Source organism: Asaia spathodeae NBRC 105894 (genome assembly GCF_025994195.1).
GTDB classification, from domain to species: domain Bacteria; phylum Pseudomonadota; class Alphaproteobacteria; order Acetobacterales; family Acetobacteraceae; genus Asaia; species Asaia siamensis.
This window is the reverse complement of the sequence record NZ_BAPY01000019.1, coordinates 26,517-45,321: the sequence shown is the minus strand read 5'-3', so window position 1 is coordinate 45,321 and position 18,805 is coordinate 26,517. Positions and strand designations below refer to the sequence as shown.

Genomic DNA, 18,805 nt, shown 5'->3' with positions numbered 1-18,805 from the left:
ATCAAGTAACAAATCAATAGTTCGCCCACGACGCATCGTCCTCTCCGATTCTGGAATACCTCGCTCATATAACGAGGTATTACGCAGTCCGGATGGCGGGGAGTGCTCGTGCGCGCTCGTGAGGATGCGCCCAATGACGTCCTGTAAACCTGTATTGACCGGTTGCCTGGCCACTCTTGTCGCATTGGGTACGGTGGCACCCGTAAACGCCCAGAGTCTTCATCACAAGAAAAAAGAGGGGCGAAAGAGTGCAAGCCAATCCGTCAGCTCCGCTTCCGGGCTCGCTTCGATGCCTGCTTCAACCCCGACTGGCCCGACAAAACCGCTCGAAAAAGACTCCGTGCATGAGCATATAAAAGTGACAGCCCTGCGCAGCGGCACAGTCGCTGCGGCGCTGGACGAACAACGCCGTAGCACGGGCGTGGCCTCGGTTCTTTCCCGCGAGCAGATCGACCGCGCTCCGGAAACCAATCTGTCGGATATCCTCACCCGTCTGCCGGGCGTTTCAGCCTATAGCAATATGAGTAACGGCCAGGCTGCGACGGGTGAGGCCCAGTACATGACCATTCGTGGTCTCGATTCCAGCTATAATGCCTATACGCTCAACGGCGAGCGCATCGCACCGGCCGACCCTTCGACCCGCGCCATATCGTTCGACATGCTGGCACCTTATGGCATCACATCCATCAAGGTCTCCAAAAGCACGACTGCCGAAACAGATGGCGATTCGATAGGCGGAGCCATCGATATTCGTACCCCGACAGCTTTCGACTTCTCCGGGAATTATCGGAAAATCATCCTCCAGGGACAATTGAACGACAATGCTGCCCAGACGGGAACACCCGCTCTTGGAGGTACCGCACAAATCGAGTTTGCCCGCCGCTTTGGTCATGATGGACGCTTTGGCGTCTATGCAACCGGTTACTACTCGTCGAAAAATGTTCTCGCTGATGCTGCAGCGCCAAACAGAAGCTACGTGCCCAGTTTTGCGTCCGAGGCGGGCGTCAAAACACCAGATCAGGCGTCGCAACTCACCACCACACAGCTCAAATATGATCTCTTCACCAGCTCAATCAAACGCTATGGCGGTTCGCTCTCCCTCAACTACAAGGGCGATCGTCATGAGTTTTATGCCCTTGGCACATGGGGGCAGTACAATGTGCAGATGGATGACAATCAGGTCAGCTTTCGCGGCAGCAATTCAGGCTATGGGGCAGATGGTATCTATCGCTCGCAGCTTGGCCAGCGCGCCGGATATTTCATCACAAATGACTCGGCTCAGCTTCTCACCACCCAGAAAATCGGCGGCATAAGCCATCTCGACCGCTGGACCGTCAATTACGATATCTTCAACAGCTATGGCGTGCAGGCCACCCCCAACACGGTCGAAGCCAGTATGTATGGCAGCGGCAGCATAGCCGGCCCCTTCTATCTCGACACCGCCAACACAACCCTGCCTGTCGCAAGCGGCCCCGCTTCGGCCATGAGCCAATTGCGTAACCAGAATACGAGCCGCTTCTGGAAAACACAGGGTGGAGATTCACAGAGCACGGCAGACATGTTCGGCATCCATGCCGACGCAGCCTATCGCTTCAGAAATGATATCCTGAAATCGATCATTTTTGGCTTCAAGATCAGCGATACCGAGCGCCTGTCATGGTCCCATCCTCTTTTTCATAACAATAATAATTTTATTTATAATGGTCCGTTCTTCGGGGGCCAGAACTGGCCATCCACTAACGCCGCAGGGCCCACTATTGGCAATATCCCAGGCTATCAGGTTGATGCGTTTGGCGGCAAGCTCGGCGATTTTCGCATCCTCGATCGCGACTGGGTGCGCAACACAACGCTACCTTATAAATATCAGAACGATCCGAATGGTGCCGGCAATTATACCAGAAACGACTGGAACGCGAATACGAGCACCGGCTCGGAAAAGATTTATGCCGGGTTTGTTGCCCTAAATCTTCAGGCGGGTCCGGTCGATATCCATCCTGGTTTCCGTTACGAATACACCGATTTCGGCGGGACTCACTGGCAGTCAGCTGGCGATAACATCAATGGCCGTTTTGTCAGGATCCATCAGAACTACGGTTCACCTCTGCCCTATCTGAACGTCAACTGGCGCCCGAGTGAGTTGAGTGTTCTGCGCTTTTCGGTCCGACGAGGGCTTACACGTCCGGCTTTCGGATTGATCAATGGCGCCACCACACTCTCGACAGATCCCGTTACCAACCAGATCCTGTCCATCTCGCAACCCAACCCCAATCTGCGCCCGACGACCGCAACCATGTTCGATTTTTCGGGCGAGCTCTATAACCGGCATGCAGGCGTCATTTCCGCCTCCGTCTATTACAAGCAGATCCAGAAATTCATTTTCACTTCTGTTTCGAACACCAGCAACAGCGCCACGCTTGGCGGCAATGTGCCTACCAGTTCTTTCACAGATGGCGGGACGCTCTATTCGATGCCAACCAATGGCAAGGGCGCAACGCTTGAAGGCATCGAGCTGGCTACCCAGCAGAATCTCTACTTCCTGCCTGGCTGGATGAGCGGTTTTGGGGTGAACGGCAATGTGACGCTCCAGCACTCCAATGCGACAAGCAGTATTGCGGGCCATGCCGACACCGCCCTGCCGCGCGCGCCCGAGATGATGTATAATCTCGGCTTCTATTACAGCCGCGGTCCGATGCATTTCGATCTGAATTACAATTATATCGGTACCCAGCTTCTGAGCGTTAATGAAAAATCTCCTGATTTCTACCTGCAGCCTACGCAGCGCCTCGATCTGAGCATGAAATACAAATTCGGCTGGGGCATCACCGGCACGCTCGCCATGCAAAACCTGTTGAATACCCCCGCCTTCTGGGAAACTTATGGCAAGGGCAAATCCTATCTCGCCTATGACGGCGGGTCTAATGGTGCCTATGTCCGTACAGGACGCATGTATCTCGCCGGGCTCAACGGCGAGTTCTGAAAAATGCCTCTTTTCCCTCGCACGCCCCGGGTGCTGACAATCCTCACACTGGGCGTCAGCCTCCTTTCGCTTTCAGCAGGACTTGCAGCGCCAGCACCCCGCTCCCTCTCGCCAGACCCGGGCAGAAGCAAGGATGGCTTATCGGAAAGTCACGCCAGCATCCGCCTCGACCAGATTCAGGTCATCGGGTCGCATAACTCCTATCATGCAGGCATCGCTCCCGCGCGCCTGGCCCTAATCGCCGAAGAAGCACCTCAACTGGCATCGCTTCTCGATTACCGTCATGCAAGTCTGACCAACCAGCTGGATCACGGCATACGCCAGATCGAGCTCGACCTTTACGCTGACACACAGGGTGGGCGCTTCGCCACGCCGCATCGCCCCGGTCATACCGATGAGCGCTGGCCTCTTTCTCCCCGGGAAGAGGCTGTGATGAGACAGCCCGGCATCAAGGTCATGCATATCCCTGATCTGGACCAGCACGCCAGCTGCCAGCCCTTTACCGCCTGCCTAGCGGAGATAAGCCACTGGTCGCGTGCCCATCCCGGCCATGTTCCCATATTCGTCATTCTCGAGACTGAACAGCACAACGACATACCGGGCACGACCCCAGTCGAACCTTTCTCGCATGAAACATACGATACCCTCGATACCGATATCCGCTCGAGTTTTCCGGCTGCCAGCCTGCTGACACCAGACGATCTGCATAGACCCGACGAGACGCTTGCCCATGCCGTTTCGACCCGCGGCTGGCCTGACCTCGAAAAAAACCGGGGCAAGGTCGTGTTCCTGCTCGACCAGCGCGCTGACGGCCCTATCTACGAAAAAGGCCATCCCGGGCTGCGAGGCCGTATCGCGTTCCCCAACGTGGCGCCTCAGCAGAGTGACGCACCGGATGCCGCTTTCACAGAGCTGAATGACGGGCCAGCAGACGCCATTCCTGCCCTCGTCTCACGTCACTGGCTTGTCCGGGTTCGGGCCGATGCCAATACGATCGAAGGGCGCACAGGCGCCACAGGGCGGCGTGACGCGCTGATGGCAAGCGGGGCTCAACTGGTCAGCACAGATTATCCCGATAGCGAGCCGGCACGCTGGAGCGGCTATCATGTCGGGTTTCCTGCAGGGGGGGCAGCGCGCTGCAATCCGGTCACGCAACCGCGTTTCTGCCGCGATGACAGGCTCGAACCCAATGGGGCAAATCATCTCGTACTAAGCCGTCTGGTGCTTGTCATGCGCCATGGCATACGGTCTGCCCTGAACGGACAGCACCCTTCACTGGCAACATTACCCGCCTCATGGCCTGTCTGGGAGGGGCGCGCTGGAGACCTGACACCCCGCGGCGCAAGAGCCTTGTCTGCGGCAGCGCACTCTCTGAGGGAATGGCTGAATCTGAACGACCTGTTTTCTGCTGCGGCTTGCCCTGCATCCGGGCAGATCGTCATTCATGCCAATACCGAGCCACGAACCATCGCAAGTGCCGATGCCTTTGCACGAGGGATAGCGCCAGCTTGTGCCGTCACGGTCGATCATCTCCCGATAGCCATCGCCGACCCGCTTTTTTCACAGCAGATACTCTGGGATGGCGCGACCGACATGACGCGCCTTGTGGCGGCCATGCCCGATCCGAACGAGGCTTTTTCTTCACAGGGCAACGCACTCACCCTGCTTGGCACCATCATGAACTGCACGCAGCGTCTTTGCCCGTTTCTTCATGAACCGAGTCATATAGGCCTGAGTCACGGCAGGAGTGGTTTCATTCTGTCAGGTCCAATCAACGAAAGCTCGTCCTATGCCGAGGCACTGGAACTCGGTTTTCTCGATGGGAAAACACTGCCCGATCACGCCGGCAAACCGGTCGATGCAGCGATAATTGAGACACTCTCCGGCCTGCATGCGGCCATGCTCGACACTCTGGTACGACCGAGACCGCTAGCCTCTCTAACCTCCCGCCTGTTACGCGAGGCGATTATCAGGGATCTGACGACGCCTGACGGACCCAGGCTCAAAATCTATATGGGGCATGACGACACCATCGCCCCTCTGCTCGGCATACTCGACATCAATGTCAGGGCACCTGGCTATGCCCAAAACGAGATTCCCGTCGGGGCTGCGCTCGGCTTTGCCCTTTACCGAAACCCGAGCGGCCGCAGCATTGTCCGGGTGCTTTTTCTCTCACAAATACCAGAGGCCGTGCGGCGTGATCCTGACCATGCCTCACTCCTCACGAGTTATCCGGCTGTTCCTGCCTGCGGGATGGAAGACGGAAGCTGCGAGATACGGGAACTGACAACGGCACTTGCCCCCTGAAGGGCTGGCCCGTGTTCAGATGACCCATCCATTCGAACGCATTTCATCGAGACGTGATGCTGTGCGTTCGAATGCCTTAGCATTTTCGCCCGTCTGATACAGGGCTTCGGGCTCGGCTGCGGCGGTGGCAAAAAGGACCGTATGACTTTCATACATGACATCAATCAGGGTGATGAAGCGTCGGGCCTTGTCATACTGATCGGGTACCAGTGCCGGAATACCCTCAATGAACACGGTTCTGAACCGACCAACAACAGCCAGATAATCGGCAGGCCCAAGAGGCTGGCCGCACAGCGCATCGAAAGTGAACCAGGCCTTGTCTCCATGGCAGGAGGGCACAGCAATACGACGTGACCCTATCTCGACCGCGCCCGGTGCGGCCTCGCCCCCGGTCATGGTCTCGAATCTCTGCCGAAGATGGGCCCGACTTTCTTCCGTATCCGGCACCAGCCATCTCTGTGCATCGATGTCGCGACCCCGCCGGTAATCGCGTGCCGATTCAAGCGTGAGAACGGTCATATGCGCCGAAAATGCCTCAAGATAAGGCCGCATCGTGGCGCGGTTCTGCGCCTGATGTTTCATCAGATCCGCTGGCGCCGTGTTCGATGTGGCCACGACAACGGTTCCTAGCTCCATCACCATATCCAGCAGGCGCAGCACGAGCACGGCATCGGACATGTCGTTGATCTGGAATTCGTCAAAACACAGCAGGTCATTTTGCTCATGCACTTTCTGCGCGAGTTCGCGCACCGGGTCTTCGCGACGCTCGCCACGGCTCTGCCCCTTGTGCAGCGCACGAAGGACTTCCTGCATGAAGACATGAAAATGAATACGCCGCTTTTTGGCGACCGCAACCTCGCGACAGAAAAGATCCATCAGCATCGTCTTGCCACGACCGACTTCGCCAACGAGATAAAGCCCCTTGATGGGAGCCGGGCGACGCTTTGCCAGGCGCGAGAAAAAGCTGTCCTTTACGTCGTGGCGCGCCTGAAGCGCCTGCGCAAGTTGATCCAGAGCCGTGGCAGCGCGCGCCTGCACGGCATCGGCTTCGATCTGTCTCTGCTCGATCAGACGTCGATAGGCCTTCGACACACTGCCTGAAGGACGGCTGATGGCGGCAGGATTCAGTTCTGACATCGGGCTCTCTCTGCTGTCGCTTGCCCGGGTTCTACCGGGCTCTTCAATCAGTCCTATCACGCGGGAAAGCGTAACGCGCCCCTGAAACAGCGTCACGCCTTGGTGAGACGATACAGATGCGAAAGCCTCGGAATTGCATGAAATACAAGACAAATTCAGTGCCAATTCTCACATCAATATGCACATGACGAACCATGGGAATGCGACTATGTGGGTAAGGTATCGCATAGCCCGAAGACAGAATTCCGAGGTATCGCCATGGCTTCCGACGGACGCGAAGCGTTCTATCACGGCACCGACACGCAGGGACGGGCCATACGGCGTCCCATGTCGCCCCATCTGGATGTCTATCGTTTTCGCCTCTCCATGGCGCTCTCGATCGGCAATCGCATGGCAGGCGTCGCCTCGTCGCTCGGTGCGGGTCTGGCCGTTGCCTGGCTGGCAGCCCTGGCCCAGGGGCCGCGTGCCTTTTCCCGCGCACAGCGCGTTGCAACCCACCCGCTGGGGCGCCTCGTATTTCTCGGCTGGGGCGTGGCCACCACCTATCATTTCGTAGCCAGTATCCGCCATCTGATCTGGGATAGCGGTGCCCGCTTCGAAAAGAAGGAAATTGACGAGGATGGACGTCGCTCGGTCTTCGTGACCGCCGGGCTTTGCGTCACCCTGACCGCTGCCTTCGTCACGCTGGCACGTCTTCGCAGCAAGGGAACACGCGCATGAACCGCCTTTCCGACATGCGCACCCCGCTCGCCCGCGCCAAGGGGTTGGGCGGGTTGGCCGATGGTGCCGAACACTGGACAGCCGAGCGTGTCTCCGCCGCCCTTCTCGGTCCGCTCACGATCTGGGGGGTTGCGCAGGTTCTGCGTCTGGCCGGGCGTGACCGCGAGTCCATTCTTGCCTGGGCCGGAAGGGTGCAGAATGCCGCCCCTCTGGGCCTGCTTATTGCCCTGACCGCACGTCATGCCCAGCTCGGGCTTGAGGTCGTGGCCTCTGATTATTCACGTGGCTGGCGGCGCTTCGGCCTGCGTCTGGTCATTCGCCTCAGCACGCTTCTTTTCGTGGCGCTGGGCTGTGCCTCGCTTGCCCGTATTCTGATTACCCGCCCGAAGGAGGGCCAGTCATGAGCGCGGAATCCGCCAAGAAATACCGTATCGTCGATCACGCCTATGATGTCGTGGTCGTCGGTGCCGGGGGCTCGGGTCTGCGCGCCACGCTGGGTATGGGTGCCGGAGGCCTGCGTACGGCCTGCGTTACCAAGGTTTTCCCGACGCGCAGCCATACAGTGGCAGCACAGGGGGGCATCGGTGCCTCTCTGGGGAACATGTCCGAGGATAACTGGCGCTGGCATATGTATGACACCGTCAAGGGGTCGGACTGGCTGGGCGATCAGGACGCGATCGAGTTCATGTGCCGTGAGGCCGAAAGCGCCGTCATGGAGCTGGAGCATTTCGGGGTGCCCTTCTCGCGCACCGAAGATGGCAAGATCTATCAGCGTCCCTTCGGCGGCCATATGAGCGAATATGGCAAGGCCCCTGTCGCCCGCGCCTGCGCGGCAGCCGATCGCACGGGTCATGCCATTCTGCATACGCTCTATCAGCAATGCCTCAAGCATCGCGTCGATTTCTTCGTCGAATATTACGTGCTCGACCTGATCATGGACGAGAACGGCGCCTGTCGCGGCATCGTGGCCTGGTGCCTCGATGACGGATCGATCCATCGCTTCAACGCCAAGATGGTTGTTCTGGCAACGGGCGGCTACGGTCGCGCCTTCCAGAGCTGCACCTCTGCCCATTCCTGCACGGGTGATGGTGGCGGTCTGGCCATGCGCGCTGGCGTGCCGACCCAGGACATGGAATTCGTGCAATTCCATCCCACCGGTATTTTCCCGGCAGGATGTCTGCTGACGGAAGGCTGTCGCGGTGAAGGCGGCTATCTGACCAATTCCGAGGGCGAGCGCTTCATGGAGCGCTACGCCCCGACGGCGAAGGATCTGGCGTCACGCGATGTGGTCTCGCGCGCCATGACCATCGAGATCAATGAAGGGCGTGGCTGTGGTCCGAAAAAGGACCATATCATGCTGCATCTGGAGCATCTCGGCCCGGAATTGCTGCATCAGCGTCTGCCAGGCATTTCCGAAACCGCGCGCATTTTCGCCGGTGTGGATGTGACCAAGGAGCCGGCACCGGTGCTGCCGACCGTGCATTACAACATGGGCGGCGTACCGACCAATCTGCATGGCGAGGTTCTGCGCCCGACCGCCGAAAACCCTGAGGCAGTTGTGCCTGGTCTCATGGCCGTTGGCGAGGCTGCCTGCGTCTCGGTGCATGGTGCCAATCGTCTGGGCACCAACTCCCTGCTCGATCTGATCGTATTCGGTCGCGCCGCTGGCAAGCGGGCTGCGGAAATCATCGATCCGACGACGCCCGTGCCGCCTTTGCCGAAGAACGCGGGGGAAGCCATCCTCGAGGCGTTCGACAAGACACGTGAGGCTTCGGGCAAATTTACCGTTGCCGAGCTGCGCGAGCGCCTGCAGCGCATCATGCAGAGCCATGCTGCCGTGTTCCGCAACACCAAATCGCTCGCTGAAGGGTGCGCGAAGATACGGGACCTCTGGAAAGACGCGCAGCATATGGGTTTGGCGGATCGCTCGCTCATCTGGAACAGCGATCTGATGGAAGCGCTCGAATTTGCCAATCTTCTGGCCAATGCGACCGTGACCATCGAAAGCGCGCATGCCCGTCATGAGACGCGCGGCGCCCACGCGCATGACGATTATCCCGAGCGCGATGACGAGCACTGGATGAAGCATACTGTCTCTTATCTCGACAAGGACGGAGCGGTGAGCCTGCTCTACCGGCCGGTGCGGATGCAGACCCTGACAAACGACGTCGAGGTCTTTCCGCCCAAGAAACGTGTTTACTGAGGAGCCTCACCATGGTTGAACTCCGCCTGCCCAAAAACAGCACGACCCGCCCCGGCAAGTTTTATCCGGCTCCTGCCGATGCCAAGCACAAGGCGACGTTTCAGGTCTATCGCTGGTCGCCCGATGACGATTCCAACCCGAGCCTCGACAGCTACGAGCTGGATCTCGACAAGGTCGGGCCGATGGTTCTCGACGCGCTGCTGTATATCAAGGACCATATCGATGCGTCCCTGACCTTTCGCCGCTCCTGCCGCGAGGGAATCTGCGGGTCATGCGCCATGAATATCGATGGCGAAAACACGCTGGCCTGCCTTAAGCCCATCAGTTCGATCAAGGGCACGGTCAAGATCAACCCGCTGCCGCATATGCCGGTGGTGAAGGATCTGGTTCCCAATCTGAACGGCGCCTACGCCCAGCTCGAATCCATCCAACCCTGGCTGAAGAGCGACACCCCGCCGCCGCCCGATACCGAGCGCCTGCAGAGCATCGAAGAGCGCGAGAAGCTGGACGGCATGTGGGAATGCATCCTGTGCTTCTGCTGCAGCACGTCCTGCCCGTCCTACTGGTGGAATGGCGATCGCTATCTCGGCCCTGCGACGCTTCTGGCCGCCAATCGCTGGATCATGGATAGCCGCGACGACCATACGGGCGAGCGTCTGGAGGCGCTGGATGACTCCATGAAGCTCTATGGCTGCCGCACCATCATGAACTGCACCCAGACCTGCCCCAAGGGTCTGAACCCGGCCAAGGCCATCGCAAACATCAAGAAGCTGCAGGTCGAGCGCGAATAATCCTGCCCGACAGGCGCGCAACACAAGCAGTCACTGAAAACAGAAAGGGGGCGCCTTTGCGGCGCCCCCTTTCTTGTTCCCAGCCCTGTCAGATCTGGTCCTCTCAGAACCGGGGCAGGCGCTTTTTCAATACGCCATCTCCACAGAGCGGGCTGTTTCACGCGGCAGAGAGAAGCGTGCAACCAGTTCACCCATCGACCCGACCTCATCCGAAAGGATGATCGAGGAGGAACGCGTTTCATCGGCAATCGAGGCGCTTTTCTGCGTGCTCTGATCCATCACCGCAATCGCCGTGCCGACCTCCTTGAGGCTGGCCGCCTGTTCGAAAGCATTATGGACGATGGTGTCGAGTTTCTCGCCCATTGCCGTTACGAGCGTGGTGATGGTCTCCAACGCCTGCTCCGTATCCCGAACGCACACAGCCCCTGCACGGATTTCCTCAACCGTCTTGCCAACAAGCTCGCTGATGCTTCCTGCTGCCTCGGTGCAACGCTGGGCAAGTGTCCGCACCTCGTTGGCGACAACCGCAAAGCCCTTGCCGGAATCACCTGCGCGCGCTGCCTCGATGCTCGCATTGAGGGCGAGAACATTGGTCTGGAAGGCAATATTCTCGATCACCTGCACGATGGCCGCCACCTGAGACGAGCTGTCTTCGATCTGTTTCATGGCCTCGCGCGTACGGCGCATGATTTCAGACGAAGAACCTGCAGACTGGCAGGCCTGCTCACCCGTAGCCTGGGCAGACGTCAGCACGGTTTCTGAATGGGCTGCCTTGTGCGTGATCTGACTGATGGCCGCGGTTGTCTGTTCGATGGCAGCGGCCTGCTGCTCCGTACGCTTGGCCAGGTCCTCTGCGCCTGTGGCGAGGCTGCGGCTGCCCTCGCTGATCGTGTCTGCCGCAAGCGAGATGCCCGAAATCGTTCCCGCCAGACGCTCGACCGAACGGTTGAAATCCTCACGCAGCAGGTCGAATTCGCGGGGAAGGCGCTTTTCGATCTTCGCCGAGAGATCGCCATTGGAGAGCGCCGTAAGCCCGCTGCCAATCGTCTCGATCACCTGCTTGACATCATCCAGACGCTGCTCGTCCTCCTTGTGCCGACGCTCCTGATCTTCTTCCTGTCTGATACGATCAGCGGCAACAGCCTCGTCCACCTTGCGCGCCTTGAGCAGCGCACCGCGGAAACTGTCGAGCCCGCGCGCAACAGAGCCGATTTCATCATCGCGGCGCGTACCGTAGACGACGACCTCATACTGCCCTTCTTCAAGGGCCGAGACGGAATTCTGCAAACCGCGCAGGGGGGCATTGAGCAGACGGCGGAACACCAGCACCATGATGACAAGTGACAGGGCGATCAGCGCCACACCGGGCACGACCAGCATGTAAATGGTGTGCCAGATGGGTGTCGTGATGGCGGCTCTCGGGATTTCGACAACCAGCGTCCAGTAGATGTTGAAATTACCCATTTTCAGCGGGACGAGAATGCGATCGATGCCGGTGCCATGAGCCGGCAGAATGGTGATCTTTCGGGTTGCCAGAGCGCGGGTGAGGTCGTTGCTGGCATTATCGCTGAAATGCTTCATCGCCTGCGCCGGATCCGGCGTGACGATCCATGCCCCCTGAGCGGAAAGAAGCCCGATGCTCGAACCATCGGCAATCTGCACACTGCGCAGAAGCGGGGCGAGCCAGCCAAGCGGAATATCAGCCCCAACCACACCGATACGCTTGCCATCGAAGGTAATCGGATAGGTCGGAGAAACCATCGGCACATGCGTGTCGTGGTCGATGTAAGGCTCCAGACCGTCGAGTTCGCCCGTCTTGACGATATTCCAGTAGACCGCGCTGTAATGTTCGGGCGGTGTCGAGACCGTTACCCTGTTATCGGGGCCTCGCAGCACGGACGGGAAAAAAATGCCATGGCTGTTCGTGCCTGGTCCACCGGGCACCTGCGTGCCATCGAAGCCACCGGGGATTTCCTTGAAATCCATCGCATAGATGGCAGGAAAGCGTTTCATGTCCTCGACAAGCAGATCAACGATGAACTGCTTGTTCAGAATGCCGGTCTTGTGCGCCGTCTCGATCGTGCTCTGGATATTGCGCACGACGGTATTCTGCTCCGTCAGGGCAAGAATGATCTTTTCACCAAGGATCTGGCTTTTGGAAATTGCCTCGGCATAGACGTTTTTCTCGACCTGCTGCTTCATCAGCCAGCCGGAAAGCGTGACGGCAACAAGCTGGATCAACACGAAAGACAGGCCGCAGATCAGGATGATTTTCGTCGAAAGAGACGTGCGCGGCTGCGACGAGGGGGGCACCATCTGAAATTCTCCGATCCGGCTACCATCAAATAGACTGGCTGACACGCCGCTATACCGCGCGCCCTTACCGGAGAGCGTGAGGGGCGATCGTCACACGACGTGCGTAAATAAGACGTGACTCAGCCACATCTCCCACCATGCGTCAATCTGTTGCGCATTCGTCACGGAACTTTACTGAAAACGCCATTTGGCGGTGTTTCCCAAGGCAGGCATACGACCTGCCTCCATCAGGAAACGACACGTTAACCTTTCATGCCATCAGACTTGGGATGAGGTTTCCGTTTCACGATAGGGGCGTGCGATAAACGCCGCCAGCAGGCCGCAGAGAGCGGCGAGAGACAGCCACAAAGCGGGCATGGCGCGGTTACTGGTGGCCTCGATCAGCCAAGTGCAGATCGTCGGGCTGAACCCGCCGATACAGGTGGCCAGACTATACGCAAACGAAAATCCGGTGGTGCGGATGCGCGGCGGGACGATTTCGGTCAGCCACGCAATGGCTGCCCCGTTATAGGCACTGTAAAGCACCGCCAGCCCGATTTCCGCCCCCATCAGGCGCCCCATATCGGGCGCTGCGACCAGCCAGTGCATGAGCGGATAGGCCGAACAGATCGCCAGAATGGTGGCGCCCTTGAGCAGCGCCCGGCGACCGATACGATCGGACAAGGCGCCAAAGGCGGGCACGAGAAGACAATTGACCAGCCCCACGCAGAGCGTGACGAAAAGACTGTCGAGCCGGCCCAGATGCAGAATGCGCGTGCCGTAAGCCGGGGTATAGGCTGTCAGAACATAAAACGAGACCGTGCTCATCAGGGCAGTCAACACGGCAATGCCACCAAGGCGCCAGTGATCACGCAGCGTGGTGAAAATCTCGCGCAGGTCGGGATGGGTCGTCTCGGCTTCAAAAGCCGCTGTTTCCTGCAGATTGCGGCGCAGGAAGAGCAGAACGGGCACGATAAGGCACCCGAAAAGCAGAGGCAGACGCCAGCCCCAGTCCGACATCGTCTGCGACCCGAGCCAGGATGTCAGGCCAAACCCTACAGCCGCCGCAACCACGACAGCCAGCTGGATGGATGCGGACTGGAAGGAAACCACGAAGCCGCGATTTTTCTCGGTCGCGATCTCTGAGAGATAGACAGAGCTCGACCCGACCTCGACCCCGGCAGAAAACCCCTGAATCAACCGCCCGCACAGGACGATAAGCGGCGCGAAGATACCGATACGATTATAGCCCGGCGTCAGCGCCAGGGTGATCGTGCCGATCGCCATGAGAGTGAGGGTCAGAATCAGACCGCGACGACGCCCAAGCCGGTCGACATAAGCCCCGAGAACGAGCGCCCCCAGCGGACGCATCAGAAACCCGGCGCCGAATGTCGCGAAAGAGAGCATCAGTTCGGCCTGTGCATTCCCCGAAGGGAAGAACGCCCTGCCGATATCGCCAGCGTAATAGCCAAAGACCATGAAATCGTACATTTCGAGCATGTTGCCGCTCGCAACCTGCCCGACTGCCTTGATCAGCCCCGGTCGAGGTGGGGCTGCCGGCTGGTCGGCGGGACGCAAGGCGGTCTCCTGATCGGTGCCAGTCATCTCGATATCATGCTCCTTGCACTGCACTCAGGCGAAGCGCGCCCTCACCCGCGTTACGGATACAGGCACAGCCCCGAACATGAATTATTTGCAATATTGGGTGTGTTGTCAGATCATCTTTTGATTACCAGTCACGGCCGACCGGTTTTTCCCCGAGCAGAGGCGTATTCTGCAACCGGGGCAGAGGCATCAATGCGCCTCGTATTCCTTCATCAGCGCAGCCAGACCATGCTGGCGTCTGGTGCGCAGCCGGGCTGCAACGAGGATCGCCTGCGCCTCGCGTACCGCGCGATCGAGTTCCTCATTGATGATCACATGGTCGAACTCGCTCCAATGCGAGATCTCGGCCAGAGCCGCTCCCATGCGCTTGTCGATTTCAGCCGCATCGTCAGAGGCCCTTGAACGCAGGCGACGATCCAGCTCCTTCATCGAAGGCGGCAGAACAAACAGGCTCACGACATCATCGGGCAGCGCATCGCGCAACAGGCGGTGGCCCTGCCAGTCGATATCGAACACCATGTCGCGCCCGCTGGCCAGCGCTGCCTCGACCGGTGCACGCGGCGTGCCGTAGCCACGCCCGAAGACTTCGGCCCATTCGAGCAACTCGCCGTTTTCTGCCATGGCCCGGAATTCTTCCAGCGAGCGGAAGTAATAATGCACCCCCTCCTTCTCACCGGGGCGCGGGGCACGGGTCGTGACCGAGACGGAATGCACGAGGCTGGAATCCCCGGCGCGCAGGGCATTGGCAATGGTGGATTTACCCGCCCCGGAAGGCGCGGAAATAACGAGACAGACGCCACGTCTTGCTACGGTCGTCATGTCATTCCTCCATCATCGTTTCCGGGTGCCGTGCTGAGCCATAGCGGCTCGGACGGCTTTTGAAAACAGGGCGGCCTGAGACAGGGCGTAACAGGCAAACGACCGGCTGCATCGCAGCGTCACATCATCGCTGTCTTTTCGCCATAAAACACGCCATAAATCCCGACATGGTTTGACATAATCAATTCTTACGTGAAGACGCCCTCACGGAGGCCTCATGCAAGGCATTCAGGTCGAAAACCGCTTCGGCTGGGGCGCACGCCCCGGCGAAACGCGCACAACGCCATGGCGGGACTGGCTGGCGGCGCAGCTCGGCCCTGACGATCCGACCCGCTTCACCGGAGTAGGCGATTGCGCCGATGGGCTGATTGCCCTGCGCACGCAGCGCGAAAACAAACTGCGCGGCAACCCTCTGGTCAAACCCATTCTTCAGGCCGAACTTGCAACCCAGAGCGCAGCGCTTCTCTCCACAGAGCAGCCCTTCCGAGACCGTCTGGCATGGTTCTGGTTCAATCATTTCACGGTCAGCCAGAAGCAGGACCGCGTGAAGGGCGTAGTGGGTGCCTATATGCGCGAGGCCATCAGGCCTCATCTGACAGGGCGCTTTGTCGATCTGCTCATGGCGGTCATGCGCCACCCGGCAATGCTGCTCTATCTGGATAATACCGGCTCGGTCGGACCCGATAGCCCGGCAGGGCTGCGCCAGCATCGCGGCCTGAATGAAAATCTGGCACGCGAATGTCTCGAACTGCACACAGTCTCGCCCGCTGCGGGCTACAGCCAGAGCGATGTCACGTCTTTCGCTGCGATCCTGACCGGATGGGGCGTCGATATGAAGGCCGAGCGCCCGGGGTTCCATTTTGCCCCGCGCGCGCATCAGCCCGGCGAAAAAATGCTTCTTGGTCAGCGCTTCCCGCAAGGAGAGGAAGGCGGTCTGGCAGCACTGGATTTTCTGGGCACCCATCCGGCTACTTACCGCCATATCGCCACGCAAATGGTCAGGCATTTCCTGACAGACATGCCCTCAGCCACTCAAATCGCCCCTGTGTTCGACGCACTGAACCAAACACAGGGCAGTCTGCGCGCCGCCTCTCTGGCTCTGATCGACCTTCCCGGCGCTGCTGCACCTGGTGCGACCATGGGCAAGCTGCGTTCGCCCATGGAGTTTGTCATGGCGGTTCTGCGCGCTTCGGGAGCAACGCCCGAGGCTATGCCACCCGACACGCCTCACAACCCCACCCGCATTCTGGTTAGTGGCTGCGCGGCTCTGGGTCAGCCGCTCTGGACCGCCCCCATGCCCAATGGCTGGAGCGACGCTGCGGCAGAATGGTCGGCCCCGGCCGATCTGCTAGCCCGAACGGATTGGGCCTATCGCTATGCCGCCACGCTGCGCGATCGCGACCCTATGGCGATTGCCCATGCCGCACTCGGGGGCTCGCTACGCCCGGAAACCCAACTGGCCATGCACCGTGCAGGCAGTCGTCAGGATGCCCTGACCCTTCTGTTTTCCTCCCCCGAATTCCAGAGGCGCTAGGTCATGAGACTCTCCCGTCGCTCTGCCCTGCTCGGGCTCACTGCAAGCTGGTCACTTGGCCGGGCATCCCTCGCCCTCGCTGCGCCGTCATCGGGTGCGCAGGACCCGCGTCTGGTCGTCATCCTTCTTCGTGGCGCGCTGGATGGCATGGCCGCCGTCACCCCTTATGGCGATTCCGGACTGGTGGCGCTGCGCCGCGACCTGCTCCTGCCTGAGCCGGGGCGTGATGGCGGGCTTCTGGATCTGGGCGGATTTTTCGGGCTGCACCCGGCCCTTGCCGGGCTGCACCAGCTCTATGGTCAGGGCCAGATGCTGCCGGTCCATGCAGTGGCAGCGCCCTATCGCACACGCTCCCATTTCGACGCGCAGGATTATCTCGAAAGCGGCGCCAGCCACCGCCTCGATAGTGGCTGGCTCAACCGGGCCGTTTCCGCCCTCCCGGGTCAGAGCATCTCAAGCAGGGTGACGCGTCCTGACGGCTTTGCGCTTGCCCTTGGCCTCGACGTGCCTCTGCTTTTGCGCGGCCCTGCCTCCATCGGCAGCTATGCCCCGGCGGGAAGCCAGCACCCGACAGCAGATCTTTATCACGCCATTGCCCAGCTCAATGCTCATGATCCCCAGATCGGCCCCGGATTACGCAAGGGCCTGCAAGCGCGCGGCTACTCCGACGATATCGCCCCGACGCCTTTCTCTGGCTCGGAGCGGAAAATCGATGCTTTCACCCGCCTGGCCTCGGCGGCGGGACTCATGCTGGCCCGGGCAGATGGCCCGCGTGTTGCGGCTCTCGAACTCGGTGGGTGGGACAGCCATGCCGGTCAGATCGGCGCTCTGAAAGCCCCGCTGACACGACTGGATGAAGGGATCGACGCCCTGAAAACCAGCCTCGGTCTGGCCTGGTCACAGAGCGTGGTTGTAGCCATGACGGAATTTGGTCGTACGGCGCGTATGAATGGCACAGGAGGGACCGATCATGGCACGGGAGCCGTCACTTTCCTGGCAGGAGGCGCGGTCAAAGGTGGGCGTATAGTGGGCACCTGGCCAGGATTACGCCCCGGCCAGCTTTTCGAAAACCGTGATCTGGCCCCCACAACCGATCTGCGCAGCCTCATCGCCGGGGTGCTCTGCACCCATTTGAAGATGCCCCGCAGCGCCCTCAGAAAAGTCTTTCCCGATGCCCCGGTAGAACCGCTCTCGGGAATTGTGACCGGGCAGGCGTAAAAACCGGTCCCGAATTCCGCCTGACAAACGCCTTTGTGCCAGCGATCAGGGAATATAACGCTGGGCGCGCAGCAGGGTAAAAAGATCGAAAAACGAACTTCTCGTCGATTGATAGCCCGTAAAGCCCATTTCACGGCTCTTGCTCATATCGGTGAGGCACTCGACCGGGCGGCCCAGATCGGCATCTGTGTGCCAGGCTGAGGCCAGTCGATCGAGTGCCGGTTCGACAAGGCCGGCTTTTTTCGCCAGCGCCGCCCATTCGGGCCCCTTATCGGCCAGCATCGCCTCAAGCGAACCAGCTTCTCCCGGATAAGGGGCTGCCTCGATACCAAACCACGCAGCAAGCTCAGGCCAGAGCACGCTCCAGCGAAAGACATCGCCATTGACGATATTGAAGGCTTCGTTCCGCCCCGCCGGGTTCGTTGCCGCCCAATGGATCTGTCGGGCAAGCTGGCGCGCATCAGTAACATCGGTCAGGCCTGACCACTGAACGGGCGAGCCGGGAAAGACGAATGGAAGACCTGTCTCGCGGCAAAGCGATGCATAGACCGCAAGCGTGGTGCCCATATTCATCAGATTGCCAATGGCATGACCGATGATTGTGTGCGGGCGATGGACGCTCCATGAAAAACCGTGCTTCTCTGCCGCCTCGAACAGGACATCTTCCTGAGCATAATAGAAATTCTCGATGTCGAGACGGGGCAATGTCTCGCGAAATGGCGTCTGCGGCAGCACGCCTTTGCCATAGGCCTCGAACGGCCCGAGATAATGCTTGAGCCCGGTGACGAGCGCCGCATGTACGATCTGCTCAGGATGCGGCAGCGCCTCGAAGACATTGCGCAGCATCGCGCTATTGGCGATGCAGTTCTCGCGCTCGGTTGCGCGGCGCGTCCAGGTGGTAAAGAACACATGGCTCGGTGAGACGTCTGCAAGCGCGTCTCGCAAGGCGGCGGGGTCGAGCGTATCAGCCTTGATGGGAAGCACAGCTGAGGGCAGCGCTTCGACGCGACGCGCCAGACCATAAACAGTCCAGCCTTCGGCAACCAGGCGATTGGCCAGATTCTGGCCAACCATGCCGGTTGCGCCGATAACAAGAGCCTTGTGGGTCATGACCCCTCCGAAAATCCATTTCCTGTTTCCGAAGCTGGGCGTCATGGATACAAAACGCAATCCGGCACTTTTTTGTGCCCTGGGCACCA

At 59.7% G+C, this 18,805-nt stretch carries 13 protein-coding genes; 8 read left to right on the top strand and 5 right to left on the bottom strand.

Annotated features, from left to right (window positions below; genetic code table 11):
• The first annotated feature begins 289 nt into the window (after positions 1-289).
• Positions 290-2,977, top strand: coding sequence for a TonB-dependent receptor (locus tag AA105894_RS08700; protein WP_267311378.1), 2,688 nt, complete (start codon positions 290-292; stop codon positions 2,975-2,977).
• Between the two features lie 3 nt (positions 2,978-2,980).
• Positions 2,981-5,284 carry a Ca2+-dependent phosphoinositide-specific phospholipase C gene (locus AA105894_RS08695; protein ID WP_267311377.1) on the top strand — a complete coding sequence of 768 codons (2,304 nt, stop codon included), beginning with the start codon at positions 2,981-2,983 and terminating at the stop codon, positions 5,282-5,284.
• A gap of 15 nt (positions 5,285-5,299) precedes the next feature.
• Here the strand turns inward: AA105894_RS08695 and zapE are convergent, their stop codons facing one another.
• On the bottom strand, positions 5,300-6,421 hold the full coding sequence (zapE, locus tag AA105894_RS08690; protein WP_267311376.1) for a cell division protein ZapE: 1,122 nt from the start codon (positions 6,419-6,421) through the stop codon (positions 5,300-5,302).
• Between the two features lie 258 nt (positions 6,422-6,679).
• On the opposite strand from zapE, the gene sdhC reads away from it, so the two are divergent.
• Genes sdhC through AA105894_RS08670 form a run of 4 tightly spaced genes read left to right on the top strand, consistent with a single transcriptional unit; the run spans position 6,680 to position 10,135 of the window.
• Positions 6,680-7,141 carry a succinate dehydrogenase, cytochrome b556 subunit gene (gene sdhC, locus AA105894_RS08685; RefSeq protein WP_229719602.1) on the top strand — a complete coding sequence of 154 codons (462 nt, stop codon included), beginning with the start codon at positions 6,680-6,682 and terminating at the stop codon, positions 7,139-7,141.
• Positions 7,138-7,545: a succinate dehydrogenase, hydrophobic membrane anchor protein gene (gene sdhD / locus AA105894_RS08680; protein ID WP_188425661.1), complete on the top strand. Its 408-nt coding sequence runs from the start codon at positions 7,138-7,140 to the stop codon at positions 7,543-7,545. Before sdhC ends, sdhD begins: the two co-directional genes overlap by 4 nt.
• A complete protein-coding gene (gene sdhA, locus AA105894_RS08675; RefSeq protein WP_267311375.1) occupies positions 7,542-9,344 on the top strand; it encodes a succinate dehydrogenase flavoprotein subunit in 1,803 nt (600 codons plus the stop codon). The genes sdhD and sdhA overlap by 4 nt, the downstream gene beginning before the upstream one ends.
• Before the next feature lie 11 nt (positions 9,345-9,355).
• The gene (locus AA105894_RS08670; protein ID WP_188425659.1) at positions 9,356-10,135 is read left to right on the top strand and encodes a succinate dehydrogenase iron-sulfur subunit; all 780 of its coding nucleotides are present in this window, start codon (positions 9,356-9,358) and stop codon (positions 10,133-10,135) included.
• 126 nt (positions 10,136-10,261) lie between these two features.
• On the opposite strand, the gene AA105894_RS08665 is transcribed toward AA105894_RS08670, so the two are convergent.
• The 3 genes from AA105894_RS08665 to gmk form a co-directional block, all read right to left on the bottom strand.
• A complete protein-coding gene (locus tag AA105894_RS08665; protein ID WP_267311374.1) occupies positions 10,262-12,451 on the bottom strand; it encodes a methyl-accepting chemotaxis protein in 2,190 nt (729 codons plus the stop codon).
• A 258-nt stretch (positions 12,452-12,709) separates the two neighbouring features.
• On the bottom strand, positions 12,710-14,035 hold the full coding sequence (tcuC, locus tag AA105894_RS08660; protein WP_267311373.1) for a tricarballylate/proton symporter TcuC: 1,326 nt from the start codon (positions 14,033-14,035) through the stop codon (positions 12,710-12,712).
• 189 nt (positions 14,036-14,224) lie between these two features.
• Complete coding sequence (gmk, locus tag AA105894_RS08655) at positions 14,225-14,854, bottom strand: guanylate kinase (RefSeq protein ID WP_267311372.1); 630 nt, start codon at positions 14,852-14,854, stop codon at positions 14,225-14,227.
• Between the two features lie 217 nt (positions 14,855-15,071).
• On the opposite strand from gmk, the gene AA105894_RS08650 reads away from it, so the two are divergent.
• Both AA105894_RS08650 and AA105894_RS08645 read left to right on the top strand, forming a co-directional pair.
• Positions 15,072-16,388: a DUF1800 domain-containing protein gene (locus AA105894_RS08650; protein WP_267311371.1), complete on the top strand. Its 1,317-nt coding sequence runs from the start codon at positions 15,072-15,074 to the stop codon at positions 16,386-16,388.
• A 3-nt stretch (positions 16,389-16,391) separates the two neighbouring features.
• Positions 16,392-17,606 carry a DUF1501 domain-containing protein gene (locus AA105894_RS08645; RefSeq protein WP_267311370.1) on the top strand — a complete coding sequence of 405 codons (1,215 nt, stop codon included), beginning with the start codon at positions 16,392-16,394 and terminating at the stop codon, positions 17,604-17,606.
• Positions 17,607-17,651: 45 nt separating this feature from the next.
• Here the strand turns inward: AA105894_RS08645 and AA105894_RS08640 are convergent, their stop codons facing one another.
• Positions 17,652-18,716, bottom strand: a complete 1,065-nt coding sequence (locus AA105894_RS08640; RefSeq protein ID WP_267311369.1) for an SDR family oxidoreductase — start codon at positions 18,714-18,716, stop codon at positions 17,652-17,654.
• Positions 18,717-18,805: the final 89 nt, after the last annotated feature.